22 protein-coding genes are annotated in these 23,857 nt (G+C 70.7%); 6 read left to right on the top strand and 16 right to left on the bottom strand.

Annotation, left to right across the window (positions count from 1 at the left end):
- Positions 1-28 precede the first annotated feature (28 nt).
- A complete protein-coding gene (locus BMW75_RS27185; RefSeq protein WP_076515406.1) occupies positions 29-1,015 on the top strand; it encodes a Bug family tripartite tricarboxylate transporter substrate binding protein in 987 nt (328 codons plus the stop codon).
- Between the two features lie 61 nt (positions 1,016-1,076).
- On the opposite strand, the gene BMW75_RS27180 is transcribed toward BMW75_RS27185, so the two are convergent.
- The 3 genes from BMW75_RS27180 to BMW75_RS27170 are packed head-to-tail and all read right to left on the bottom strand — an operon-like array spanning position 1,077 to position 5,025.
- Complete coding sequence (locus BMW75_RS27180; protein WP_254792139.1) at positions 1,077-2,069, bottom strand: tripartite tricarboxylate transporter substrate binding protein; 993 nt, start codon at positions 2,067-2,069, stop codon at positions 1,077-1,079.
- A gap of 38 nt (positions 2,070-2,107) precedes the next feature.
- Positions 2,108-4,213 carry an acetate--CoA ligase family protein gene (locus tag BMW75_RS27175; protein ID WP_092582634.1) on the bottom strand — a complete coding sequence of 702 codons (2,106 nt, stop codon included), beginning with the start codon at positions 4,211-4,213 and terminating at the stop codon, positions 2,108-2,110.
- Positions 4,210-5,025, bottom strand: coding sequence for an enoyl-CoA hydratase/isomerase family protein (locus tag BMW75_RS27170; RefSeq protein WP_092582633.1), 816 nt, complete (start codon positions 5,023-5,025; stop codon positions 4,210-4,212). Before BMW75_RS27170 ends, BMW75_RS27175 begins: the two co-directional genes overlap by 4 nt.
- A 141-nt stretch (positions 5,026-5,166) precedes the next feature.
- On the opposite strand from BMW75_RS27170, the gene BMW75_RS27165 reads away from it, so the two are divergent.
- Entirely contained in the window at positions 5,167-5,985 is an 819-nt protein-coding gene (locus BMW75_RS27165; RefSeq protein ID WP_092582632.1) for an IclR family transcriptional regulator, read from the top strand.
- 69 nt (positions 5,986-6,054) lie between these two features.
- Here the strand turns inward: BMW75_RS27165 and BMW75_RS27160 are convergent, their stop codons facing one another.
- The 12 genes from BMW75_RS27160 to BMW75_RS27105 all read right to left on the bottom strand — a co-directional run bounded on the left by BMW75_RS27160 (position 6,055) and on the right by BMW75_RS27105 (position 17,843).
- A complete protein-coding gene (locus tag BMW75_RS27160; RefSeq protein WP_092582631.1) occupies positions 6,055-7,476 on the bottom strand; it encodes an FAD-binding oxidoreductase in 1,422 nt (473 codons plus the stop codon).
- Positions 7,477-7,720: 244 nt separating this feature from the next.
- Positions 7,721-7,960 carry a hypothetical protein gene (locus BMW75_RS27155; RefSeq protein ID WP_092582630.1) on the bottom strand — a complete coding sequence of 80 codons (240 nt, stop codon included), beginning with the start codon at positions 7,958-7,960 and terminating at the stop codon, positions 7,721-7,723.
- Positions 7,961-7,994: 34 nt separating this feature from the next.
- Entirely contained in the window at positions 7,995-8,192 is a 198-nt protein-coding gene (locus BMW75_RS27150; protein WP_092582629.1) for a hypothetical protein, read from the bottom strand.
- A gap of 70 nt (positions 8,193-8,262) precedes the next feature.
- Positions 8,263-9,006: a BON domain-containing protein gene (locus tag BMW75_RS27145; RefSeq protein ID WP_254792138.1), complete on the bottom strand. Its 744-nt coding sequence runs from the start codon at positions 9,004-9,006 to the stop codon at positions 8,263-8,265.
- Between the two features lie 377 nt (positions 9,007-9,383).
- Entirely contained in the window at positions 9,384-9,602 is a 219-nt protein-coding gene (locus BMW75_RS29595; protein ID WP_092582627.1) for a hypothetical protein, read from the bottom strand.
- A gap of 50 nt (positions 9,603-9,652) precedes the next feature.
- Positions 9,653-10,384: a glycosyltransferase family 2 protein gene (locus tag BMW75_RS27135; RefSeq protein ID WP_092582626.1), complete on the bottom strand. Its 732-nt coding sequence runs from the start codon at positions 10,382-10,384 to the stop codon at positions 9,653-9,655.
- Positions 10,381-10,983 carry a class I SAM-dependent methyltransferase gene (locus BMW75_RS27130; RefSeq protein ID WP_092582625.1) on the bottom strand — a complete coding sequence of 201 codons (603 nt, stop codon included), beginning with the start codon at positions 10,981-10,983 and terminating at the stop codon, positions 10,381-10,383. The genes BMW75_RS27135 and BMW75_RS27130 overlap by 4 nt, the downstream gene beginning before the upstream one ends.
- On the bottom strand, positions 10,971-12,011 hold the full coding sequence (locus BMW75_RS27125) for an acyl-CoA dehydrogenase family protein (RefSeq protein ID WP_175493281.1): 1,041 nt from the start codon (positions 12,009-12,011) through the stop codon (positions 10,971-10,973). Before BMW75_RS27125 ends, BMW75_RS27130 begins: the two co-directional genes overlap by 13 nt.
- A 60-nt stretch (positions 12,012-12,071) precedes the next feature.
- The gene (gene pdeM / locus BMW75_RS27120) at positions 12,072-12,743 is read right to left on the bottom strand and encodes a ligase-associated DNA damage response endonuclease PdeM (protein ID WP_092582624.1); all 672 of its coding nucleotides are present in this window, start codon (positions 12,741-12,743) and stop codon (positions 12,072-12,074) included.
- Positions 12,727-15,189 (bottom strand): ligase-associated DNA damage response DEXH box helicase, encoded by a 2,463-nt coding sequence (locus tag BMW75_RS27115; protein ID WP_092582623.1) that lies wholly within the window; start codon positions 15,187-15,189, stop codon positions 12,727-12,729. The genes pdeM and BMW75_RS27115 overlap by 17 nt, the downstream gene beginning before the upstream one ends.
- Positions 15,186-16,790 (bottom strand): ATP-dependent DNA ligase, encoded by a 1,605-nt coding sequence (locus BMW75_RS27110; RefSeq protein WP_092582622.1) that lies wholly within the window; start codon positions 16,788-16,790, stop codon positions 15,186-15,188. Before BMW75_RS27110 ends, BMW75_RS27115 begins: the two co-directional genes overlap by 4 nt.
- Before the next feature lie 48 nt (positions 16,791-16,838).
- Positions 16,839-17,843, bottom strand: a complete 1,005-nt coding sequence (locus tag BMW75_RS27105; RefSeq protein WP_092582621.1) for a ligase-associated DNA damage response exonuclease — start codon at positions 17,841-17,843, stop codon at positions 16,839-16,841.
- A gap of 311 nt (positions 17,844-18,154) precedes the next feature.
- On the opposite strand from BMW75_RS27105, the gene BMW75_RS27100 reads away from it, so the two are divergent.
- On the top strand, positions 18,155-19,552 hold the full coding sequence (locus BMW75_RS27100) for a 3-deoxy-D-arabino-heptulosonate 7-phosphate synthase (protein ID WP_092582620.1): 1,398 nt from the start codon (positions 18,155-18,157) through the stop codon (positions 19,550-19,552).
- Between the two features lie 9 nt (positions 19,553-19,561).
- On the opposite strand, the gene BMW75_RS27095 is transcribed toward BMW75_RS27100, so the two are convergent.
- The gene (locus tag BMW75_RS27095) at positions 19,562-20,506 is read right to left on the bottom strand and encodes a LysR family transcriptional regulator (RefSeq protein WP_092582619.1); all 945 of its coding nucleotides are present in this window, start codon (positions 20,504-20,506) and stop codon (positions 19,562-19,564) included.
- Positions 20,507-20,598: 92 nt separating this feature from the next.
- Between BMW75_RS27095 and BMW75_RS27090 the strand changes: the two genes are divergently transcribed.
- Genes BMW75_RS27090 through BMW75_RS27080 form a run of 3 tightly spaced genes read left to right on the top strand, consistent with a single transcriptional unit; the run spans position 20,599 to position 23,857 of the window.
- The gene (locus tag BMW75_RS27090; protein ID WP_092582618.1) at positions 20,599-21,822 is read left to right on the top strand and encodes a CaiB/BaiF CoA transferase family protein; all 1,224 of its coding nucleotides are present in this window, start codon (positions 20,599-20,601) and stop codon (positions 21,820-21,822) included.
- Positions 21,822-22,886, top strand: a complete 1,065-nt coding sequence (locus BMW75_RS27085) for an NADPH:quinone oxidoreductase family protein (RefSeq protein ID WP_092582617.1) — start codon at positions 21,822-21,824, stop codon at positions 22,884-22,886. Before BMW75_RS27090 ends, BMW75_RS27085 begins: the two co-directional genes overlap by 1 nt.
- Positions 22,835-23,857, top strand: a complete 1,023-nt coding sequence (locus BMW75_RS27080) for a Bug family tripartite tricarboxylate transporter substrate binding protein (protein ID WP_092582616.1) — start codon at positions 22,835-22,837, stop codon at positions 23,855-23,857. The genes BMW75_RS27085 and BMW75_RS27080 overlap by 52 nt, the downstream gene beginning before the upstream one ends.

The following is a 23,857-nucleotide window of genomic DNA, read 5'->3' as shown; positions in this document are numbered from 1 at the left end:
AGCCCGGCGAGAACCGAGGAGACAGAAGATGAAGCTCAACCCCGTTGTGCCCGGCCTGTTCAAGGCCGCCATCGCCGGCTTGCTGTTCGCCGCCGCCACCGCCTCCGCCGCTGGCTATCCCGACCGGCCCATCCGCCTGGTCGTCGGCTTTCCGCCGGGCGGCGGCGCCGACTTCGTGGCGCGGCAGGTCGCGCAGCGGCTGGGCGAATCCCTGCACGCCAGCGTCGTCGTGGACAACAAGGCAGGCGCCAACGGAACCATCGCCGCGGCCGAGGTCGCGCGGGCCGCGGCAGATGGCTATACGCTGCTGCTGGGCGTCACGGCCTCGCAATCCATCAGCCCGGCGCTGTCATCGCGCCTGCCCTACGATCCGCTGCGCGACTTCACGCCGATCACGCAGGTGGGCTACACCCCGCTCGTGCTGGTCGTGAATCCCAAGCTGCCCGCCAGGACGCTGGGCGAATTCCTGAACTACGCCAAGGCCAGCCGCACGCCCGTGCCGTACGGATCGGCAGGCACGGGCAACATCACCCACATGGCCGCGGCGCTGTTCGTCCAGTCGTCAGGGGTGTCGAACTTCCAGCACGTGCCCTATAAGGGCAGCAGCCAGGTGATCACGGACCTCATCGGCGGGCGCGTCGATGCCTACTTCGACACCCTGCCCTCGTCGCTGCCCCTCATCCAGAGCGGCCAGCTCCGCGCCATTGCGGTGACCGGCCCGGCGCGCTCGGACACGGCGCGGGACATTCCGACCGTGCAGGAAGCCGGCTTGCCCGGCTTCCAGACCACGACCTGGTTCGGCGTGCTGGCGCCGCCCAAGCTGGACCCCGCCCTGGCCGAGCGCCTGTATGAGGCGCTCAAGACCGGCATGGGCGCGCCCGACGCGCGGCAGGCGCTGGTCACGCGCGGCGTGGAGCCGGTCCTGGACACGCCCGCGCAGTTCAGCGCGGAACTGAAGGCGGACCTGCAGCGGTGGCGCGACGTGGCGCGCAAGGCGGACATCAAGATCGAGTGAGCCGCCGGGCCCGGCGCGTCACGGCGGCCGGCAAGGCGAGCCGCCCGGCCGCGTGTCGCCTTTACGGCTTGTCGGTAATGCCGGCGTCGCGAACGATCCGGCTCCAGCGCGCTTCTTCTTCCTTGACGTATTGTCCCAGCGCCGCGGGCGTGCCCACGTCGGGCGCCAGGCCTTCAAGCTCCAGCGCCGCGCGGAACTCGGGGTCCTGCGAGGCTTTCCGGATCGCGGCATTCAACCGGTCGATCACCGCGGCGGGCGTGCCTTTCGGCACGAAGACCCCGTACCAGCTATCCACGAAGTAGCCCGCCTCGCCGGACTCGGCCACGGTGGGCACGCCAGGATAGGCCGGCGAACGCTGCTGCGTCGTCACGGCAAGCGCGCGCAACTGGCCGCTCTTGATGTGGCTGCTGACGCTGGCCGAGGTCGAGAAGATCATGTCGATCTGCCCGCCGATCAGGTCGTTGATGCCAGGGCCCGCGCCCTTGTAGGGCACATGCAGGATATCGACCTTGCCCAGGCTCTTGAAGAGTTCCCCGGCCAGGTGCGCCGACGTGCCGTTGCCATAGGAACCGAACGTCAGCTTGCCCGGATGGGCGCGCGCGTAGGCCAGGATGTCCTGCACGCTCTTGAAGGGCGACTTCGGCGAGACGACAAGCACGTTCGGCGATTTGCCTATCATCGCCACCGGGGCAAAGGCGCGGTCGGTGTCGTAGGGCAGCTTCTTGTGGATGGCCGGATTCACCGCATGGGCGAAAGTGGACATCAGCAGGGTGTAGCCGTCCGGCGGGCTTTTGGCCACGTTCTCGGTGCCGATGATGGTGCTGCCGCCCGGACGGTTTTCAACGACGACGGTCTGGCCGAGTTCCTGCGTCAGGCCCTTGGCGAGCTGGCGCGCGATGAGGTCGGTGCCGCCGCCCGGCGTGAACGGCACCACGATGCGCAAGGGTCTGTCCGGAAATGCCGCGCGCGCCTGCGGTGCCGCAGCGGCGCCCAGCGTCAGGACGGCCGCCGCAAGGGCCATGCCGCCGCGCGTGAATAGGTTCTTCTGTTTCATGGTTGTCTCCTGTTTATCCACCTGCCTGAACATCTGAACTACTTCGACCGCTCCCGCAGGACGGCCACGCCGTCCGCGGCGCAGACGCCCTGGCCCAAGGGCCGCACGAAGAGCGGGTTGATCTCGGCCTCGGCCAGCCTGTCCTCCAAGGCCGCGGCCATCCGCGAGAACGCCACCACCGCCTCGACCAGCGCCGGCACGTCCGCGCGCTCGCGCCCGCGGTAGCCGTCCAGCAACGGCCACGTCTTCAGGCGACGCAGCCCCGCAAGCACCTGCTCCGGCGTGAGGCCGCCGCCGTCGGCAGGCAGCATCAGCAGCGTCGTATCCCGGACCAGTTCAGCGACGACGCCTCCCATGCCGAGCAAAATCGCCGACCCCAGGGGATCCCGGTGCAGGCCGACGATCAGTTCCGCCGCGCCGGTGACCATCTCCTGGACCAGGAAGGCCTGCGGCCGGCTGCCGGCGTGACGCTGGACGTCGTCGGCCATCTGCCGCAGCCGCGCAGGCACGTCTTCCCGCGCCACGCCGACGGCCACGCCGCCCACGTCGCTCTTGTGCGTGATCTCGCGCGACAGCAGCTTGAGCACGACGCGCGGCCCCAGCCGGGCGGCGGCCTGCGCGGCCTCTTCTCCGGTGCGCACGACGATTTCCCTGACGCCCGGAATGCCATGGCGCGCAAAGAGCGCCTTGGCCTGGGCCTCGTCCAGCGACCCGCTTTCTTCGACGGCCGCGGCGACGGGCAGCGGCGCGCGCGGCGCCTGCGCCCTGGATGGCTGGGCGCGCCCCTGCACTTGCCACATCGCCGCCATCGCGGCGCTGACGCCCTCCGGCGTGTGGAACGCGGGAATGCCGTAGCGGCCGAGCACTTCCGCGACGCGCGGCGCGTGCGGGCTGATGTACGCCAACACGGGCTTGCCGGCGTCCGCCAGCGTGTCCTTCAGCGCGCCCGCCATCAGCTCGGGCTGGGCGACGCCGGACGAGCCCACGACCACCACCAGCGCGTCGTGGCCGCCGCTGTCCAGCATGATGCGGATCGCGCCCCGAAGCAGGTCGGGCTGCAGGCCCGCGAGGGTCACGTCGATGGGGTTGCGGTCCAGGACCGCGTGGCCGCCCGGCTGCAGGGCGCGCAGGGCCGCGCCGGTCGCCGCATCGGGCGGCGGCAGTTCGAAGCCCGCCAGGCCCAGGCAGTCGGCCACCAGGGTGCCCGCGCCGCCCGTCGAAGTCAGGATCGCGACGCGGCGGCCTCGCAGCGTGCGCTCATGCGCCAGCGCGGCCGGAATATCCAGCAGGTCGGAAAACGCTTGGGCCCGGATGACGCCGGCGTCCTCGAACAGCGCGTCGTACATGGCATCCGCCCCAGCCAGCGCGCCCGTGTGCGACGCGGCTGCCCGGGCGCCCGATTCCGAACGCCCGATCTTGAACGCCACCACCGGCTTGCCAGCTTCCAGGGCCTTGCGCGCGGCGGCGCGGAACCTGGCGGGATGGCGGATGCTCTCGACATACAAGGCGATGACGCGGGTGGCCGGGTCGTCGGCCAGCGCGTCGACGAAGTCGGCCAGGTCGAGGTCGGCCTCGTTGCTGGTCGAGATCAGCTTGGACAGGCCGATGCCGCGGGCGGCGGCCCGCGACAGCAGCGCGCCCAGGATGCCCCCGCTTTGCGAGACCAGGCCGATGGGCCCGGCGTGCAGCGCGTCGAGCTCCAGGGCGCCGCTGGCAGACAGCGTGATGCGGTCCGTCAGGTTGACCAGGCCGATCGTGTTCGGCCCCAGGATGCGCATGGCGCCGGCGGCCTCGCGCAGCTCGTGCTGGCGGCGCGCCCCCTCCTCCCCGGCCTCGGTGTAGCCGCTGGCAAGCACGATGGCCGCGCCCGTGCCGATGGCGGCGAGCTCGCGCACGGCATCTTGGGTGCGCTCCGCGCCCAGCACCACGATGGCGACGTCCGGCGCCTGCGGCAAGGCGCGCACGTCGGGATAGCAACGCAGCCCGTCGATGTCGGACGCCCGGGGGTTCACGGGATAGATGCTGCCTTGGAATCCGTGCTTGCGCAGGTAGGCCACCGGCCGGCCCGAGGTCTTGGCCGGGTCGGCCGAGGCGCCCACCACCGCCACGCTGCGCGGCCGCAGCAGCTTGTCGAGGGCGCTCATTGGGCGTCTCCCCGGCCGCGGGCGGCCTGGGCCATGTTCTCCAGGAACGCGGCCACGGATGCGCGATGTTCGGCGCTGGTGTAGCAGATGCCCTGCGCCTGGCTGCCCATGGCGAAGACCTGGTCGGCGGTCAGCTCGAAACTCTGGTCCAGGATCGACTTGCCCAGCGCCAGCGCCGTGGCCGAGCCCTGGCTCAAGGCCGCGGCCCAGGCCTGGGCCGCTTCCACCTCCGTGCCCGCGGGCGCCAGCCGGTCGGCGATGCCCAACTGCAACGCCTCCTGGGCCAGGACCCGGCGGCCGGAGAAGATCAATTCCTTCGCGCGCGCCAGCCCGACGCGGCGCGGCAGGAAATACAGGCCGCCGCCGTCCGGGATCAGTCCGCGCGCGATGTAGCTCCATGTGAACGAAGCGCTCTCCGAGGCCACGATGAAATCGCAGCTCAGCGCGGTATCGGCCCCCAGGCCCGCCGCCGCGCCGTTCACCGCCGCGATCGTCGGCTTGGGCATGCGATGCAGCAGGCTTTGCGCGTGGTGCACGCGCTGCTGGCGCGACCACCCGTTGAACCCGACCTCGCCGGCCGGCGCGTCCATCCGGCGCTGCATGCCCGCAATGTCCCCGCCCGCGCAGAAGCCCTTGCCTTCTCCGGTCAGCACCAGCGCGCGGATGGCGCGGTCCTGGGTGACAAGCTCAAGCGCGTGGATCAGTTCGCCGCGCATCGCGTCGCTGATCGCGTTGCGCTTGTCAGGCCGGTTCAGCGTCAGCGTCGCCACGCCGTCCTGCGATTGCAGCCTGATGAATTCGTAGTCAGCCATATTCGTGCTCCGTCGTTGTGGGCCAGCCGCTGCGCATCGCGGACCATCGCGGACCATCTCGGACTTGGCGGCTGGCAATGACGACACGGTAGGCGCTACAGTGCGCAAATACACCGTCCCATTTCCACGGAGTGGAATTGCATGAATACGCCCCCCAAGCCCTCAACGCCGTCCGGCGACAGCCGGCGCTTTACCGGCGTCAGCCAGAACCGATCGCTGGAGCGCGGCCTGGAGATTCTTCGCGCGTTCAAGCCCGGCACGGATCTGCTGGGCAACGGCGAGCTCGCCGAACGCACCGGCCTGTCCGCCGCCACGGTCAGCCGCCTGACCCAGACCCTCGTGACCAGCGGCTTTCTGGAACACGACCGGCGCGCGCGCGCCTACCGCCTGGCCGCGCCCGTGCTCAGCCTGGGGCACGCCATGCGCGCCGCCTCGCCCGTGCTCCGGGCGGCCACGCCCCTGATGCGCGATCTGTCGGTCAAGCTGCGGATGAACGTGGGACTGGCCAGCGCCGACCGCGCCGAGATGGTTTACCTGGAATCCATCCGCTACAACCGCAGGGCGTCGCTACGCACCATCGTCGCGGGGCAGCGGGTTCCGATCGAACTGACCTCGCTGGGCCGCGCGTACCTCGCCACGCTGCAGGCCGGCGCGCGCGAGACGTTGCTGGACCAGATCCGGCGCACCTATCGCAGCGCCGCCTGGAAGCCCATCCGCGCGGATATCGACGCAGCCATCGCCACGGTGGCGGCGCAGGGATATTGCGTCGCGTCCTGGCAGCCCGGCGTGGTGGCGATGTCCACGCCGCTGCGCGGCCAGGGCGAACTGGCGCTGGCGCTGAACATCAGCCTGATCACCGACGATGCGCCGTCCGTGGTCGCGCGGCAGCACGCGCAGGACCTGCTGGCGCTGAAGGCCAGGATCGCGCATCAACTGGAAATCCAGGCGCCGGCCGATTGAGGGCGGCCGGATTCGCCTGGCGCGGGCGCCGACGGCGGCGGACCCGCCCGCCATCCGCGCCGCCCTCCCTCAAGGCGCCGCCGGCCTGATGTTCTGGTTGTGCCGGAAGAGGTTCTGCGGATCGTAGCGGGTCTTCACCTGCACCAGCCGGTCGTAGTTTTCCCCGTAGGCCGCGCCCACTCTTGCGGTCTCGTCCTGGGTCAGGAAGTTCACGTAGACGCCGCCCTGCGAGTACGGCTCCGTGGCCTTGAAGATGTCGCGCGTCCAGGCGATGCAGCGCTCGTCGTCCTGCGGATCGTCCCAGCGTCCGTGCACGTTCATGGCGAACTGCGCCGCGCGGTGCGGATACGCCATGGCGGTCACGGGCACGCGCATCGCCGCGCCGGCGATGTGGCCGAAGAAGATCTCGCACTGCGGCGAAGGCACGTCGCGCACCGCCGCCACGACCGCGTCGATCAGGCCGTCCTCCAGCACGCCCAGGTTGTGCGATTTCCAGTAGTTGCGGGCGCCGGGCGTCAACAGGGGATCGAAGGCCTTTTGCCAGGCCGCGTAGGGCATCGGGCCGAGTTGTTCGCCGTAGGGTTCGCCCAGCGCGCGCACCGCCTCGACGGCCTGCGCTCCCTGGTCCAGGCTGCCGGTGTAGCAGGCGGCGAAGGCGACGATGGGCTTGCCATGCGCGGAGGGCGGTAGGAACGGCAAGGGCGGGGCCTGTCTCAGGACCGCCCACACCGTCAGTTCCTCGGGCATGGATTGCAGCGCGTCGCGGTATCTCGCCAGCGCCTGCCTGCCCTGTTCGAGCGGCACCACGACCAGCCCGCCATAGACCTGCGGACCCACCGGATGCAGCTGGAACTCGAACATCGTGACCACGCCGAAATTGCCGCCGCCGCCGCGGATGGCCCAGAACAGGTCCGGATTTTCCGATTCGCTGGCCCGCAGGAGCTGGCCGTCCGCGGTCACCACGTCGGCGGACACGAGGTTGTCGATCGTCAGGCCGAACCTGCGCGTGAGCCAGCCGAAGCCGCCTCCCAGGGTCAGGCCGGCCACGCCCGTCGTCGAATTGATGCCCAGGGGAACCGCCAGGCCGAAAGCCTGGGCTTCGTGGTCCAGGTCCGCCAGGGTCGCGCCGGGTTCCACATACGCCCTGGCGCGCTCGGGGTCGATCCGCACCGACTTCATCGGCGACAGGTCGATCATCATGCCGCCGTCGCAGACGGCGGTCCCGGCGATGTTGTGGCCGCCGCCGCGCAGGGACACCGTCATCCGGTTTTCACGCGCGGCATCGACAGCGCGCCGCACATCGGCCACGCCCGCACAACGGACGATGACCGCAGGGCGGCGGTCGACCATCGCGTTCCAGATCTTGCGGGCCTCGTCATAGCCGGCGTCGCCCGGCAACAGGACCTGGCCTCGCGCCGTCGCCTGCAGGTCGGCAATGCGCGCCGCATTCGCCTGCGGGTCATCGTTACTACTGCTGGACAGTTTGTTCATCACACATCTCCTTGAAGGCGATGCATTCACAAACAGCGTCTGAAGCTCCGGAATGGGTCCGGAGCGAGCCGTCTATCGGATCGGGCGCGACATGGGATTTGCCTCCTGTGAAAGGGGCCATGACCCTAGGCACGTGATTGCCCGGCGTACGCCGCGCGGGGGAAGGCGGCAGACGCCCTGTTTCGTGCGCCGGAGCGTGCGTGATGAAAAAAGTATAGGCCTTTGGCCGCGAGCCCAGCAGCCCCTAGGCCTCGTTTTTCAGGACGCCGCGCACATTGAGCGCCGCCAGGCCCAGTTGCAGTGCAATAAGCGCCCAGGCGCCGTCATGCAGGCCCCACGCCACCCACAGCACGTTGCTCAGCAGAAAGACCCAGAAGCCCGCCGTGCGCCGACGGGCGCTGCGCGACGCGACCAGCCACGCGGCGCCCAGCGACGCCGCCATGGCCGGCCACTGCAGGAAGTCCCATAGCGCGTCCAGGGTCATAGCCTGCCGTCCTGCGATGCGCTAGGGGACGGGCTCAAGGCTTGGACCGGGCGCCCTGCCCGCGATTGCGCTGGCTCTGCTGGTCTTGCCCGGTGCCTATCTGCGAGACATGGCCCTCTTTCTTGCTGCGGTTCTGCGTGTCGCCATGACTGGCCTGGGCCTGGCGGGGCGTGTCGTCTTCGCTGCGGTTCGGGGCGTCCTTGTCCCGCGTGGTGTCCTTTGGCTTGGTCATCGTCTGCTCCTGTCATCGGGGCCGTATCGGCCCATGGGGTTTTGGGGGCTGCTGTGTCCGGGCGCGCCGGTCATGCCGTCTTCCCGGGGACGCCGCCGGCCCCCGCGGCGCTGGCGCCCGGGCTCGCAACGCGGATGCGGTTGTCGACGTCATTCACGCCGGCGCATTCCACGGTGCAATCCTCCACGTCGTGTTTGGTGCGGCGTTGCGGCACGGTGCCTTCCAGCACGACCCGGCCGTCGGTCACCGACACCGACACATCGCTCACGTCCAGGCCGCTGTGGGCCAGGGCCTCGCACACATTCTCGCGAACCCGTTCGTCCGAACGGACGTAGCCCTTGGGATCGGTCCGGCGCGAGCCGCGGTCGCGCCACGCCGTTGGTCCGCGGTTGTAGCCGCCGCGCTCGGCGGTCTCGAACGACATGGGCTCCTCGCTCCACGCCGGACGGTCCCCGTAGTACCCGCCTTCGTCGTCGCCGAACGATGTAGGGCCGTCATAACCCGGGTCGCGGCCGCCGGGGTCCCGGTTGCCGCCGCGCGGGCCCCGTCCGGAGCCGCTGTCACGGTCCCAGCCTCCGGCTGCCCGGTCGCGTCCGCTGTAGACCTGCTGGCGCTGGAACGCGGGGTCTTCGTTCGAAAAGCCGCCATAGCTGCTCTGGCCAGGATCGTCGCTGCGGCTGCGCACCGGCTCGCGGGTGTTGCGCGCGCCGCCCTGGCGCGTGCCGGCGCCCTGGTATCCGAAGGAGGGCGCGGGGTCCTGCCATGGCTCCCGGTCGCCGCGATATCTCGACGTGTTCCTCGGATCTCTGCTCATGTCGTGTCTCCCGTTGCAAGTTGCAAATCCTGCGGGTCCGGCCTGGGCCATCTGCCGCGTTGCCGGCCCGCCCCCTGCACGCAGCAAGTGCTGTGCCGGATTTGCGCGCCGGGACATGCGCCATTGGGGTCCCATGCTGAATGGCCGATAGGCCAAATGCGGCCGCGGTGATAAGAATGGGGAACCATGCGGTGACGAAGGCGCGGTCAGGCCGCCCCCCCGCATCCGGCACAACGACACACGACATTCAGGAGATGAACAATGGCTTCGGGATCCAGGCTGTCCGATGTAATCGTAAAACTTCCCGATCGATCGACATGCCGCGTACAACGGCGTTTGATCGCAAAACGGACCAAGGAAGCTTCTGGCGTTCCCATCTACGTCTGCACCCTGCCCACGGGCGAGCCCGTCACATGGCTGGGCGGTGGAAAGTACCGCTTGCCCTGCGGCGCGGTGGGCGTGGCCGTGGCGCACAAACCGCCGGACAGATAGGCCGATATCCGGCCGGCACACGGCTTGCTGCGCACCCGGGCGATGCACCAGGAGGGACGGACATGAATGCCATCGAACGGGTCGCCGCCTGCATGCACGCGCATTCGCTGACACGCGTGACGGCCGAATCATGCATGGCCGGCCTGATCGACTATCACAGGCAGTGGCGCGAGGGCGCGCGGCCATCCGCAACGCGTTCCGGCTGAACGCCGGGGCCTGCCGCGCGCTCGTCGCGGCCCTTGCGCAGCGCACTGGCGAATCCGCCTTCGACGCGCGAGTGCGGCCGCGCACTGGTCGTCACGCGCGGCAGGCAACTCCATGCGATGCGCGCCCCGCCCTGCTCCAGCCGGTCGACCAGGGCCTGGTCCTCGCTGCACGCCAACGCGGCGAACCCGCCGATCCGCCGGTACGCCTGCGCCGCAACGCCCAGGTTGGCGCCATGCACGTGACGGTGGCCGTCGCAGTCCTGGTAGTGCCGCACGAAAGCGCGTTGGGCGCGCTGCGCGAGCGCCCCATGGGCCTCCCACCCGGTCACCGATACGGTTCCGCACACCACTTCCGCATCCAGCGAGAGCTGATCGGCCAGCCAGGCCGGCGACACGCGGCTGTCGGCGTCGGTGAAGGCGAGCCAGCGCGCACCGGCCCGCAGCAGATGCTGCGCGCCCGCAGCGCGCGCCATCCCCACATTGCGCGCCTGGATGGCCACGCAATCCACGGGCCACGCGGCCGCAAAGGGCGCCGTCCGGTCCATGCAGTGATCGAGCACCACGACGATCTTCACCGCTTCCCGTCCCAGCCGCCGATGGCGCGCGGCGCGCGTGACCGCGCGCAGGCAGTCTTGGATGTGGCGCTCCTCGTTGTGCGCCGGAATGCATACTCCGATCATGGCTCGCTTCCTTGGGGTTGTCTGCGCCAGAGATCCAGGCGGAACTCGGCCTCTTCGTGATGGACCCGGCGCGTCAGGCCGGGCAGCGCGCCGATTGCGGCATGCAAGGTGTCGGTGGGCTGCAGGCGATCGTCGAAATCCGGCCGCCAGTGGCAGGCCACGATCTCGCCGCCGGGCGCGAGCGACGCGTCCACGCCGCGCAGGAACCGGGCCAGCGCGGCATCGTCCAGGTAATACCCGACCTCGGACAGCACGATGAGATCGAATCCGCGCGCCGGTGCGGCGGGCCATTGCCGCGGCAGGTCCAGCAGCAGCACGTCCACGTGGTCCAGGCCTTTTTCCGCCATGCGTGCGCGGCAACGCGCGGCGGCGGCGGGCGCAATGTCGGCCGCGCTGACGCGCGCGCAGCGCAGGGCCAGGCACTGCGTCAATTGCCCCGCGCCGCAACCCGGCTCGAAGGCATGGCGGTAGCGTTGACGGCCCAGCGCCGCCAGCAGCAGGCGGCGCTTGCGACGTTCGTACCAGGCGCTCGACACGCGCCAGGGGTCGGGATCGGCGCGGTACAACTGTTCGAAATGGTCTGCCGCTACAGGGCCCATGGCGCGCCTTCCCGCTTGAGCACCGCCTGTCCGTGCGAGGCCTGGTCGCGCTCCGCATGGCTCTGCCGGATGTAGACGGGCAGATCGGCCATCGCTTGCGCAAAGCCCGCGTCGCGGCACAGCGGCCCGGCGCCCAGCGCGCGCGCGGCGCGCTCCATCACCTGCGCCGCGGCGGATTCCACGGCCAGGCGTGCGCGCACACACTCCAGCGCGCACGCCTCGCGCGGATGCGCATCGATGACCGCGGCGGTCTCGCGCAGCACGGCCCGCGCCATCGCCATGGCCACGTCGATGGCGCCCAGGTGCGCCAGCCGGTGCGGATCGGCGCCCGCTGCTGGCAACGCGCCGCGCAGGGTTTGCGCGATGCGCTCCAGGCCCCCGTACCAGCACGCCGCGACGCCCGCGCCGCCATGATGAAAGCCGGGGCGATGCACGTACGCGCCCGGCTCGCCGACGAGCGTGCAGGGCACGTCGTCGAACACCACATCGACGCTGGCCGACGCACGCATGCCCACGGCATGCCAGCCCGCGTCGGTCACCGCGACGCCCAGTTGATCCAGCGCCACGGCGGCAAGACAAGGCTCGCCCGCCGGATTCCATCCGCTCACCAGGGCGTGCGTCACCGACGCGGCGCCGGAACACCAGCCCTTCACGCCGCGCAGCCGCGCGGCGCCGCCTGGCTGCGGCACGATCTCGACACGCTGGTCCGGCGGTTCGGCGCACCACACGCCCCAGCGGCTATGCGCCGGTGGCGCGGACGCGCGCAGCTCGGCCAGGATCGCCAGCGCGTCGGTGTGCCCCTCATACAGCTTGGCCAGGCTGAGGTCCGCCGCGGCCACACGGGCCAGCGCCCGCCAACGGTCCAGCGTGCGGCCGGACGCGGGCAGCGGCAATCGATCGCACCCCTGGTCGACCAGGACGCGCAGCCATCGACCAGCATCCATCGCGCTGCGCACGCCGCCCACGGCCTCGCCCAGCGCCTGATGCAGCGGCGGCAAGGGGGATGCGAAGCCTTGAGAATGGGTCATGGAAAGGTCGATGGCGCGGCGTGGAGAATGCCCCGCATGCAGCAAACGCCGTGCCCATCGTCACGCCGGTCGCGGCGTCCATCCCAGCGGCAACGCGTCGCCTTCCACGCACGCGACCAGCGCCGCGCCCTGCCCGCCCTGCACCGCGTGTCCGCCCGTGAAGTCGGAGAACGCGGGCAGGACGGTCATCGCGGGTCGCAGCCAGAAGGCGGGCCAGCTTCGCGGCACGCCGGGCACGCGCGTCTTGGGATGCACGTGCCCGGCGATCACATGGCGTCCCTGCGCGTCCGCCTGCGGCAGGTGCCGGAACAGGAACGGACCGTCGGCCCACGCCTGGCCCAGTTGGCGCATGCCCAGGGCCGCGCCGTCCAGCGCGCGATCGTGATTGCCCGCCAGCACGGCCACGTCCAGTTCGGGATGGGCCTGGCGCCAGCCGATCCACGCATCGCGCCAGGCGGCCTGCGCGGCCGGGCCGTGCAGCACGTCGCCCACGATCAGCAATTCGCGCGCTGCCGTTGCCGCCACCAGGTCCGACAGCCGCCGCAAATCGTCCAGGGTGGCGCCGCGCGGGACCGCGATGCCGGCCTGTCGAAAGACATGGCTTTTGCCCAGGTGCAGATCGGCAATCACCAGCCTGGCGCGCGCCGGCCAATGCAAGGCGCGCGCGCCAAGCAGGACGACGCGCTCGCCCGCCAACGTCATCGCCAGTCCCGCATCAGGCGTCGCGGGCATAGCGCTTCTCCAACTGTTCGGCCGCGCGCCGGACGCGCGCCTGCCAGGTTTCGGTGCTGAGCTGCCCGCGCAGGCTTTCCGTCCAGAGCGGAAACGACAGCGGCGTCAGCGCCCCCGGTTCGCGCAGCGCCAGTTCGCGGCGCTGGCAGTCCTGCAGCGCCGCCATCAGGCGCGGCGCTTCGAGCTGCAGTTCGAAGACCTCCCGTTCCGCCTGCGCCAACAGCAGATGGTCGGGGTCGTAGCGGCGCAATACGTCGTAGAGCAGGCCGCTCGAGGCCTGGACCTGCCGCAACGAACGCGCCGCCTGTCCGGGCAGCGACGGCGTCAGCAGGCCCGCCACGCGCGCGATCTCCCGGAACTGGCGACGCGCCATCTCGCCCAGGTTGACGCCGTCGCGCAGGTCGTCGGCCATGCCGTCGGGACTGAGCAGCGCGCGTAGCAAGGCGTCGTCCAGCGCGGCGGGCTCGGCCAGCGTCAGCATCAGTCCGTAGTCATTGACGGTGTAGGAAAACGTGTTGGCCTGCCGCCTGCCCCAGCGCAGCGCGACCATGGCGGCGATGCCCTCGTGGACCGCGCGGCCCGCGAACGGAAACAGGAACACGTGCATGCCGCGCCGCGTGCCGATACGCTCGGCCACCAGCCGTCCCCGGTCCGGCAGCGCGCTGGCCCGCGCCTGGATCCGCAGCAGGGGCTCGACGGCGCGCATTTCCGGATGCGTGCCGGGATGGGAGTACAGGCTTTCGACTTCGCTTGCGAGCTGCGTGGACAAGGGCATGCGCCCGCCCTGCCAGGTGGCGACCGGACCGTCGCCGCCCTTGGCCCGCCGCACGTAGGCGGTCATGCCTTCCAGCCGCACGAGCTCAAGCGTGCGGCCGGCGAACTGGAAGCGGTCGCCGCGCCGCAGGCGGGCGAGGAACCCTTCCTCGACCGAACCGAGGCCGCCGCCGCGCAGGTACTTCACCGCCACCGCGCCGTCGGCGGTGATGGTGCCGATGGAGAGCCGGTGCCGGAACGCGATGCGCCGGTCATGCACGCGGTAACAGCCGTCGTCGTCGCGCACCACACGCCGATAGTCCGGGTATTTCTCCAGCGCCCGGCCGCCCTGGACGATGAAGTCCAGCACGGCCTGCCACGTCGCGGCATCCAGCGCCGCATAGGCATGGGTGCCGCGCACTTCCTGGTAGAGCGCATCGCCCTCGAATCCGCCGCCCAGCGCCAGCGTCACGGCATGCTGCGCCAGCACGTCCAGGCTGCCGACCGGCGGCGGCCGCGACTCGATCTCGCCGCGCGCGATCGCCTGCCGGGCCGCGGCATACTCGATCAGTTCCAGCGCCTGCGCGGGCACGCAGACCACGTTGCCGGACTCGCCCGGCCGGTGCTTGGACCGCCCGGCGCGCTGCAGCAGGCGCGCCACGCCCTTGGGGCTGCCGATCTGCAGCACCTGATCCACCGACGGGAAGTCCACCCCCAGGTCCAGGCTCGACGTGGCCACCGCGCAGCGCACGGTCCCGTCGCGCAAGCCCTGTTCCACTGCGGCGCGCAGCTTGGGATCCAGCGAGCCGTGATGCAGCGCCAGCGTGCGCGGGTCCTCGGGCCAGATCGACTCCAGCGCGCGGTGCCACAGCTCGGCCTGCGCGCGCGTGTTCGTGAACAGCAACGTCGTGGGCACGTCGAAGAGGCGCTTGAACACCCGTTCCAATTGCGACAGCCCCAGGTGCCCGGCCCACGGCAGCGCGCGGCTGCGTTCGGGCAGCAGGGTCGATATCTGTATTTTGCGCGGCCGCGCGCCCGCCACCAGCGCGCTGGCGGGCGCATGCGGCAGCAGCACCGCGCGCGCCTCGTCCAGATTGCCCAGCGTGGCGGACAGGCCCCACGTGCGCGCGCGGGGCGACAGCCGCCGCACGCGCGCCAGGCACAGCTGCAGCAGCACGCCGCGCTTGTTGCCCAACAGCTCGTGCCATTCGTCCACCACGATGCAGCGCAAGGCGCGAAAACGCAGCGACGCGTCGGCATAGGACAACAGCAGCGCCAGCGATTCCGGCGTGATCACCAGCACATGCGCCTTGCCTTGCCGTGCCAGCCGCTTGTCGCGCGCGCTGGCGTCGCCCGTGCGCAGCGCAACCGTCCACGCCAGACCCGCTTCCTGCACGGTCTGCGTCAGCGCCCGCGCGGTGTCCGCGGCCAACGCCCGCAGCGGCGTCACCCACAGCACGCGCGGTCCTTCGCCCGTGGCCGCGGCGGCCGGCGCCGCGTCGGCCAGCGCCTCCAGCAGCGGCCCGCCAAACGCCGCCAGGGTCTTGCCGCTGCCCGTCGGCGTGTGCAAGAGGCCCGACTCGCCCTGCAGATAGCGGCGCCACGTCTCGCGCTGGAATGCCGCGGGCTTCCAGCCGCGCGCCGCGAACCACGCGGCAAGCGGCGCATCCCAGCCCCGGGCCGCGCCGCTCATCGCGCCAGCGCCTTCAGGGTCTCGAGCTGGTCGGCCTGGTCGGCCGGCTTGTCATGCCGCCAGCGCAGGATCCGCGGAAAGCGCACCGCCACGCCCGACTTGTGCCGCTTGGACAGGTTGACGCCTTCGAATCCCAGTTCGAACACCTGCACGGGATCGACCGAGCGCACCGGACCGAAGCGCTCGCGCGTGTGCGCGCGCAGCCAGCGGTCGAGTTCCAGGATTTCCCGGTCGTCCAGCCCGGAGTAGGCCTTGGCGATGGGCACCAGCGCATCGCCATCCCACAGGCCGAAGGTGTAGTCGGTGTAAAGCGTGCTGCGGCGTCCGTGACCGGACTGCGCATATAACAGCACGGCGTCGATGGTGAGCGGATCGATCTTCCATTTCCACCAGTCGCCGCGGCGCCGCCCGCTCTGGTAGGGCGCGCTGCGCCGCTTGAGCATGAAGCCTTCCACGCCGCGTTCGCGCGACTCCGCGCGCAGCGCCTGGGCTTCGTCCCAGCCTTGCGGCGCGATGACGGGCGACAAGCGCAGGCGCGGATCCGGATGCCTGCGCAACAGCGATTCCAGCCGCTCGCGGCGCTCGGATTGCGGCAGTTCACGCAGGTCGGCGCCCTCCAGTTCCAGCAGGTCGTAGGCCAGCAGCCGCACCGGCGCCTCGGCCAGCCACTTGGGACCGGGCTTGAGCCGCTGGATGCGGGTCTGCAGGGCGGAGAACGGCATCGGCCCGGCGTGGTCGTCGTGCCAGGCCAGCAGTTCGCCGTCCACGACGCAATCGACGTCCAGCGCGGCCGCCGCCGCCTCGACTTCCGGAAACCGGCCATCCAGCCGCTCTTCGCCGCGCGACCACAAGGCCACCTCGCCGCGCCGCCGTATCAGTTGCGCGCGGATGCCGTCCCACTTCCATTCGATCAGCCAGTCGTCGATCGCGCCCAGCAGGACGGGTTCGCCTTCCAGCGGCGACGCAAGAAAGAAGGGATAAGGCTGCTGGCGGTCGCCGGGCAGCTCTTCGGCGCTGAGCAGGTCGCGCAGGAACGCGGGGCTGGGCGACCACGCGCCGAGCATGCGCTGCGCGATGCGCGCGATGGGCACGCCCGACATCTCGGCCAGCGCCTGCTGCACCATGCGCTGCGACACGCCGACGCGCAGCGCGCCGGTCAGCAGTTTGTTGAAGACCAGCCGTTCGGCATACGGCAGGCCCCGCCACGCCGACACGATGACCTCGCGGCGCTCGGCCTCGTCGCGATTGGCGACGGGCACGAGGATCTCTTCGATCCAGTCGGCCAGGCCGCGATCGGGCGCGGGCTGGCCGGGGTCGGGAATCAGCAGGGCCAGCGTCTCGGCCAGGTCGCCGACCTGGTCATAGCAGGCGTCCACCAGCCACGGCGCGGTGTCGCTGGCCGTTGCGACCCAGGCCCGCAGCTCTCCGACGCCCGCGATCTTGCGCCGCGCGCTGGTGATCTTGCCCCCCGCCAGCAGGTACAGCGCCCACACCGCGTCACGCGGCGGCGCTTCGCGGAAGTACGCCACCAGCGCCGCGCGCTTGTCCAATGTGGCGGTGCTGCGGTCCAGCTCCTGATACAACGCCGCGAATCGCTTCATGCCTGCGTCCGTTTCCCTGTCTTGGCCTGTCATCCCCGCCGCGCGGGTTCAATCGTCCTCGCCGTACTGCGTGACGAGCGTCTCGGCGGCGATCCCCGACTCGTTCAGCGTGCGCACCAGCGCCTCGGTATCGCCATGCGTGGCGATGACGCGGCGCGCGCCGCACTCATGGACGGTGCGCAGCAGATCGGGCCAGTCCGCATGGTCCGACACGACAAAGCCGCGATCCATGTTGCGCCGGCGCCGGTTGCCGCGCAGCCGCATCCAGCCGGATGCAAAGCCGTGCTGCGCCTTGCGAAAGCGCCGCAACCACGCGCTGCCGGCCGCCGAAGGCGGCGCCAGGATCAGCTCTCCAGCAAATCCCGTGCCCGAGGCGGCGGGTGCGGCGTCGGCGTCGATGACCAGGCGGGTGTCCGCCATCGCCACGCCCGCCTTGCGGTACACGTCCACGCCCGCGGCAATCGCGCCATGCAGATAGACGGGCCGGTCCACGAAAGGCATCAGCTCGGCCAGCACGCGCTGCGCCTTGCCCAGCGCATAGCAGTACAGGATGGCGGCCTCGCCGCGCGCGGCGCAGTGATCGCGCCATTGCACGATGTCGCGCGCCACCTCCGCCGCGCTCGGCCAGCGATAGATCGGCAGGCCGAAGGTGGCCTCGGTGATGAAGGTGTCGCAGGGCACGACCTCGAACGGCGTGCAGGTGGGATCGGGCTGGCGCTTGTAGTCGCCCGACACGACCCAGACCTGGCCGTCCGCTTCGATGCGCACCTGCGCGGATCCCAGCACGTGGCCCGCCGGATGCAGCGACACGCGCGCCTCGCCCAGCGTGAAGGTCTCGCCGTAGTCATGGACGCGATAGTCCTGGTCTCCCAGCCGCCATTGCAGGATGGGCAATCCTTCGGCGCTGGTGTGATAGCGGCCCATGCCCGAGCGCGCATGATCGCCGTGGCCATGGGTCAGCACGGCGACGTCGACGGGCCGCCAGGGATCGATATGAAAGCCGCCGGCCGGGCAATACAGGCCTTCCGGACGCAATTGCACGATGTCGCGCATGGCATCTCCCGATAGGCGCGGCGCGAGGGCTTCGCGGCCGCATGCCTACTCTTATACCTTGAAGGTCCGTCCGGTCCGCAAGTGCAATGCCCAGCCCTCGATAACATCCGATGAGGAATTACATCTTCAGTTGCAGACGGCGCATTCGTTGTCAAAGTACTGTCGACGAGTGCCCATTCAAGGAGAAAATATGCGTACGAATCACATCCTCGCGTTGATTGTCCTGGTCGTCGTCGTTTCGGTCGCCGTGTCGGTCGTTCCCTGGTAGCGCGTTCCGGGGGCAGCGAGTCCAGCCATGCCTCGGAACCTTCATGCCCCTGCCCTTTGCGCTTTCCCTGCTCGACCAGACCTTGCGCGGCGTCGCGCGCCGCTATCGCTTGCAGGAAACGCCCGAGGCGGCGAGCGGGCCTGAAGCTTCCGATCCGGCGACCGCCCTTGCCGTCGCCATCGAACATGCCCGCGCCGCGCTGGGCGCGGGCAGCGCGCCCGCCGAGGACACGCGCCGCGGGTTCATCGATGCGCTATCGCGCCTGATCCACGGGGCGTTGCGCGCCGATCCCGCCTTTCAGGCCATGGTGCTGCGGCACCGCTCGCCGCAGGTCCGGGAATATGCGTCGCTGTGCGCGCATGCCTCGCCGGACCACCGCGGCGTACGCACCGCGGTCGATGCGCTGGCCCATCCCGGCAAGCGGCGCGGCATGCCCGACGGGCCGCTGCGCGACGCGCTGGCGCAACTGCATGCGGCCGCCGCGGCCGGCGACTGGTCCGCCCTGGCGCACGAGGCCGCCCGTCTCCTCGCCACGCTGGCGCCGCGCGATGACGCGGGCCCCAATGGTTCGCCACTTACCTGCGGTCTTCAGCGGCTGCTCGACGACCCCGCGCTGACGCGCCTGCGCCGGCTTGACGGGCTGGCGTCCGATCCGCTCGTGCAGCGCTACCAGATGCTTTGGGCGCGGCAAGGTCCCCGCCCCGGCACCGCCGAGGCCGCCGCGCAGGGCTTGGCTTCGCGCCGCCGCGGCATCGCGGTCGAAACGCTGGCCGAACGAACGATCGCGGCGCTGGCCGATCGCCTTGCCGCCACGACCGGCGATGGCTTCCGTGTGGCCACCTCGATGCGCGTCCCGGCCTCGATGCCCGGCAATGCCGAGCGCGCCAAGACCGAATGGGACGTCGTGTTGCTCCGCCAGTCGCCCGGCGAGGACGCGACGCCTGCCTGGGACGTTTGCCTGCTGGTGGAGGCCAAGGCGTCGACGGACGCCGCGTCCACGGACCTGCCTCGCCTGCAGCGCGGCTTGCGCCTGCTGGCGCACGCCGACGCGCAGACGGTCTACCCATTCGATAGCCACCAGGGACCCGTGCACCTGCGCGGCGCCTCGCTCGCCGCGCTGGCGACGGACGAACCCAGCCTGATGCGGACCGTGCTCTATTTCTCCGACGCGCCCGCGGAGTCCGCGCCCCGGCTTCTTGGCGCCGCCAGCCGCATGCAACTGCTGTCCGCCCAGCCCAGCCTGGACTACGCCAGCCTGCTGCTCGACGGCGAGGCGCCGGATCCGCAACGGCTGGAATCCGTCTGGCATCAGTTGCTGGCGTCGCCGCGATGGGGCGCGGTACGCGAGCAGTATCCGCTGCTGCGCCAGGTGCGAGCGCTGATGGTGCACGCGGACGATCTGCAGGCCGCCATCGGACACATCGGCGTGCCAGCGGCGTAGCGCCGCGCCTTACCCCGCGGCCGTGACGGTCCTGCCCCAATCCTGCGCATGGCGCTCGATGTGCGCGCGGAGGAAGTCGGCCAGCACGCGCGTGGCCATCGAAGGAAACCGATTGGGCGCGGTGAGCAGGTAGATGGCGTCGCCCACGCCCTCGGGTTCGAACGCAGGCAGCACTTCCTGCAGCGTCCCGTCGCGAAGCTGGCTCCATACCGCATAGCGGGGCAGCAGGGCCACCCCCAGGCCGGCCAGCACCGCATCGCGCAGAAACGGATAATCCCCCGACTGCAGCCGCGGCGCGACGCGCAGGATCAGCGGGTCGCCATGGGTCTGCTTGAGCCGCAGGTCGAAACGTCGGCCCAGCGATTGCGGCGCGATCAGATCGCAGCGTCCCAGTTGCTCCATCCGCTCTACCGGGCCATTGCGATCCAGGAAGTCCGGCGACGCGCACAGGCACCACTGGATGCCGCACAGCCGCCGCGCGACGTGGTCCTCGGGCGGCGATGACGTGATCTTCAGCGCGATGTCGACCTCGGCGGAAATCAGGTCGCCGATGCCATCGTTGATGTGCACGCGCAGCGCGATGTCGGGATAGGCGCGCGCAAAATCGAGCAGCACGGGCGCCAGGTAAAGATGGCCCAGCCCTGTGGGCAGACGGATGCGGACGTCGCCGCGCACGGTTCCATCCAGGCTGTCGATGGCGGCCTGCACCGCGCGCATTTCATCCAGCAGCCGGATGCCATGCTGGTACAGCAACTGGCCGGCCTGCGTCAGTTCGACGTGCCGCGTGGTGCGCCGGAACAGTTGCGCGCCCAGGTCCAACTCCAGGCGTTTCAGGCGATGCGACATGTTGGACCGCGTCATGCCGCAACGCTGCGCGGCCGCGCTGAGATTGCGCGACTCCACCATCGCAACGAACAGCCTGACGAGATTCAGGTCCGGCATATTGTCAATCATGATTCACCATTCCCGGCACAAACCGGTGGATTGTCCAATGCGTCGGCCGAGTCTAGCATCGTCCTCATTGCCCTTGGACTGTTAGCCGACCCATGCCGACCTCGCCCACCGACCTCTCTTGCGCCCCCTCTTGCGCCCCCTATTCGGGACTGCGCGTGCTGGACCTCAGCCAAGGCATCGCCGGGCCGTACTGCGCGCAGATCCTGTGGCAGCAGGGCGCGGACGTGGTCAAGGTGGAACCGCCGGACGGCGACTGGGGCCGCCACGTCGGCGTGGTGCGCGACGACCAGAGCGCCCTGTCCATCGCCTACAACGTGGGCAAGCGCGGCGTGTGCGTGGATGCGCGCCAGGCGCGGGGAAAAACGCTGCTTGCGGACATGGCCGGGCGCGCCGACATCGTGATCCAGAACTTCCGGCCCGGCGTTGCCGAGCGCATGGGCGTGGGTTACGACGGCCTGGCCGAGCGCCGCCCGGGCCTGGTCTATGTGTCCATCAGCGGGTATGGACCCGACGGCCCCTACGCCCATGCCCCGGCCTCGGACTCCGTGATGCAGGCCGACAGCGGCCTGATGTACGCCAACCAGACGCCCGCCGGAGAGCCGCGCCGCATCGGCCTGCTGATGGCGGACATCGCGACCGCGCTGTATGCGGCGCAGGCCGCCAGCGCCGCGCTCTACCAGCGGGCGCGCAGCGGCCGCGGCCAGCACGTGCAGCTCAATCTGTTCCAGGCCTGCGCCGCCCTGCAGGTCAATGACATCCTCGCCTACGGCATCGCGGGCGAGCGCGAGGCGGTCGCGGTCAGCGCGCCCAACGGCGTGTTCCAGACCGCCGACGCGCGCCTGTCGGTCCTGGCGTTGAACAATGACCAGTTCGCGCGCCTGTGCCGCGCGCTGGAACGTCCCGAATGGCTGGCCGATCCGGCGCTGTCCAGCAACGCCGCGCGCATGGCGCAGCGCGAGCGGCTGCATCGGGAGATGGCGGAGCAACTGGCGCGGCAACCGGCCGCGCATTGGGAGGAACGCCTCGCGCGCGAGGACGTGCTGCATGCGCGGGTGCGGGACTACGATGCCCTGGCCGCGCATCCGCAGGCGGCGCACCTGGGGCTGCTGGAGCCGCTGGCACAGCCGGGCGGCACGCCCCTGCCCTATGCGCGCGCGCCCGGCGCCCCCGCGCGCAGGCCGCTGCAGGCCGCGCCTGCGATCGGCCAGCACACCGTGGAGGTGCTGACCGAATGGGGCGTGGCGCCAGCGGAGATCCAGGCCATGCTGCAGGCCGGCGTGCTGCGCCAGGCCGACGCCGGCAAGGAGTCCCTGTGATGCGCGCCCTGGTCTGCCACCGCCACGGTCCGGTCGAGGACGTGCTTGTCGACGAGATCGCCGATGCCCCCGCGCCGGGGCCCGATGACGTCACCCTCGCCGTCGACTACGCCAGCGTCAGCCACGCGACCAAGCTGTTGATAGAAGGACGCTACCAGAGCCGCCCGCCCCTGCCCTTTGCGCCCGGCACGGAAGCCGCCGGCCGCGTCATCGCATGCGGCGCGAACGTCACGCGCATCAAGCCCGGGGACAGGGTGGTGGCGCTATCGCGCTGGGGCTGCTATGCCGAGCGCCTGACGGTGCCTGAATACACCGTCTATCCGGTGCCCGACGACCTGCCGCTCCTGACTGCCCTGCCCATCCCCATTTCGTACGGCACCGCCTGGGCGGCGCTGCTTTGGCGTGCCGCCATGCAGCCGGGCGAGACGGTGCTGGTGCTGGGCGCCGGCTCCGGCGTGGGCCTGGCGGCCGTGGAGATCGCCTCGGCGCTGGGGGCAACCGTGATCGCCTGCGCCAGCACACCGGCCAAGCGCCAGGCCGCGCTGGACGCCGGCGCGTCGCACGCCTTCGCGGCCGACGAGGACATGGCGCAGGCCGTCAAGGCGGCAAGCGCCGGGCGCGGCGCCGACGTGGTGCTGGACGCGGTGGGCGGCGACGCCTTCGAACGCAGCGTGCGCGCCGCGGCGGCCAATGCGCGCATGGTGTCGGTGGGTTTCGCCAGCGGCCGCATCCCCGAGGTGCCGCTGAACCTGCTGCTCGTAAAAAACATAGCCCTGCATGGGTTTTTCTTTGGCCGCTACATCGGCTGGACGCCCGCTGACGAACGCATCGTCCACGCGCCCGCCGTGCAGCGGACCATGGCCACCCTGTTCGACTGGGCCCGCAGCCAGCGGATCCGGCCGGCCGTAACGGCGATCTATCCGATCACCGGTCTTGCCGCAGCACTCGCCGCCCTGGAAAGCCGACAAGTCGTCGGCAAGGTGGCGATCACGATAACGACGGAGACAACCCCATGCATGCCAACGACTTCCGGCGCGCCGCCCGGCCCCGCCGCTCCCGCGTAGCGCCCCGCCTGCGCCATCTCGCCGCCACGGCGCTCACCCTGGGCTGCGCCTGCCTGCCCCTGGCCGCGCCGGCCGCCGACGCCTTCCCGAGCAAACCCATCACCATGGTCGTGCCCTATCCGCCAGGCGGTCCGACCGACATCGTGGCGCGGCTGGTGGCGGCGGAAATGTCCAAGACCATCGGCCAGAACATCATCGTCGACAACAAGCCCGGCGCCAGCGGCATGATCGGCGCGGATCTCGTGGCGCGCGCCGCGCCGGATGGCTACACCTTCCTGGCCAACGCCTCGCTGCACGTCATCAACCCGTACATCTATGCGTCCATGCGCTACGACGCGTTCAAGGACTTCGTGCCCATCACGCAACTGGCCGATGTGCCGCTGGTGCTGGTGGTGCCGCAGGCATCCCCGGTCCGCACCGTGCAGGACCTCGTGGCGCAGGGCAAGGCCCAGCCCTTGAACTTCGGATCGGCCGGATCGGCGTCCGCGCAGCAGCTCGCGGGCGAGTCGTTCAAGGTGCGTTCCGGGCTGCGGATGCAGCACGTCCCCTACAAGGGCAGCGCCCCCGCGCTGACGGACCTGGTGGGCGGACAGATCCAGCTGATGTTCGACTCCATGCCTTCGGCGATGCCGTTCATCAAGTCCGGCAAGCTGCGCGCGGTGGCCGTCACCACCGCCCGCCGCGTGGACGAACTGCCCGACGTGCCCACCATGGCCGAATCCGGTTTCCCCGGCTTTGACATCAGCACCTGGTATGGCCTGTGGGCGCCCAAGGGCACGCCGCCGGCCATCGTGGCCAAGCTCTCTGAACACGCGGCCCGCGCGCTCAAGCAACCCAACGTCGTGACGCAATACGCCGGCCTGGGCGCCAAGCCGGTGGGATCGGACCCCGCGACATTCGCGCGCTTTAACGTGTCCGAGGGAGAAAAGTGGCGCGACATCGTCAAGGCGGCGCAGATCGTGCCGCAGTAG

Source organism: Achromobacter sp. NFACC18-2, assembly GCF_900108985.1.
In the GTDB taxonomy this organism is placed as follows: domain Bacteria; phylum Pseudomonadota; class Gammaproteobacteria; order Burkholderiales; family Burkholderiaceae_B; genus Achromobacter.
The sequence above is the reverse complement of the archived record's forward strand: the minus strand, read 5'-3'. Positions and strand labels throughout refer to the sequence as shown.

Bases quoted from the DNA above. Each gene is read 5' to 3' on its own strand.
- BMW75_RS27185 (WP_076515406.1), top strand. From the start codon at position 29: ATGAAGCTCAACCCCGTTGTGCCCGGCCTGTTCAAGGCCGCCATCGCC.
- BMW75_RS27180 (WP_254792139.1), bottom strand. From the start codon at position 2,069: ATGAAACAGAAGAACCTATTCACGCGCGGCGGCATGGCCCTTGCGGCG.
- BMW75_RS27175 (WP_092582634.1), bottom strand. From the start codon at position 4,213: ATGAGCGCCCTCGACAAGCTGCTGCGGCCGCGCAGCGTGGCGGTGGTG.
- BMW75_RS27170 (WP_092582633.1), bottom strand. From the start codon at position 5,025: ATGGCTGACTACGAATTCATCAGGCTGCAATCGCAGGACGGCGTGGCG.
- BMW75_RS27165 (WP_092582632.1), top strand. From the start codon at position 5,167: ATGAATACGCCCCCCAAGCCCTCAACGCCGTCCGGCGACAGCCGGCGC.
- BMW75_RS27160 (WP_092582631.1), bottom strand. From the start codon at position 7,476: ATGAACAAACTGTCCAGCAGTAGTAACGATGACCCGCAGGCGAATGCG.
- BMW75_RS27155 (WP_092582630.1), bottom strand. From the start codon at position 7,960: ATGACCCTGGACGCGCTATGGGACTTCCTGCAGTGGCCGGCCATGGCG.
- BMW75_RS27150 (WP_092582629.1), bottom strand. From the start codon at position 8,192: ATGACCAAGCCAAAGGACACCACGCGGGACAAGGACGCCCCGAACCGC.
- BMW75_RS27145 (WP_254792138.1), bottom strand. From the start codon at position 9,006: ATGAGCAGAGATCCGAGGAACACGTCGAGATATCGCGGCGACCGGGAG.
- BMW75_RS29595 (WP_092582627.1), bottom strand. From the start codon at position 9,602: ATGCGCGTGCATGCAGGCGGCGACCCGTTCGATGGCATTCATGTCCGT.
- BMW75_RS27135 (WP_092582626.1), bottom strand. From the start codon at position 10,384: ATGATCGGAGTATGCATTCCGGCGCACAACGAGGAGCGCCACATCCAA.
- BMW75_RS27130 (WP_092582625.1), bottom strand. From the start codon at position 10,983: ATGGGCCCTGTAGCGGCAGACCATTTCGAACAGTTGTACCGCGCCGAT.
- BMW75_RS27125 (WP_175493281.1), bottom strand. From the start codon at position 12,011: ATGACCCATTCTCAAGGCTTCGCATCCCCCTTGCCGCCGCTGCATCAG.
- pdeM (WP_092582624.1), bottom strand. From the start codon at position 12,743: ATGCCCGCGACGCCTGATGCGGGACTGGCGATGACGTTGGCGGGCGAG.
- BMW75_RS27115 (WP_092582623.1), bottom strand. From the start codon at position 15,189: ATGAGCGGCGCGGCCCGGGGCTGGGATGCGCCGCTTGCCGCGTGGTTC.
- BMW75_RS27110 (WP_092582622.1), bottom strand. From the start codon at position 16,790: ATGAAGCGATTCGCGGCGTTGTATCAGGAGCTGGACCGCAGCACCGCC.
- BMW75_RS27105 (WP_092582621.1), bottom strand. From the start codon at position 17,843: ATGCGCGACATCGTGCAATTGCGTCCGGAAGGCCTGTATTGCCCGGCC.
- BMW75_RS27100 (WP_092582620.1), top strand. From the start codon at position 18,155: ATGCCCCTGCCCTTTGCGCTTTCCCTGCTCGACCAGACCTTGCGCGGC.
- BMW75_RS27095 (WP_092582619.1), bottom strand. From the start codon at position 20,506: ATGATTGACAATATGCCGGACCTGAATCTCGTCAGGCTGTTCGTTGCG.
- BMW75_RS27090 (WP_092582618.1), top strand. From the start codon at position 20,599: ATGCCGACCTCGCCCACCGACCTCTCTTGCGCCCCCTCTTGCGCCCCC.
- BMW75_RS27085 (WP_092582617.1), top strand. From the start codon at position 21,822: ATGCGCGCCCTGGTCTGCCACCGCCACGGTCCGGTCGAGGACGTGCTT.
- BMW75_RS27080 (WP_092582616.1), top strand. From the start codon at position 22,835: ATGCATGCCAACGACTTCCGGCGCGCCGCCCGGCCCCGCCGCTCCCGC.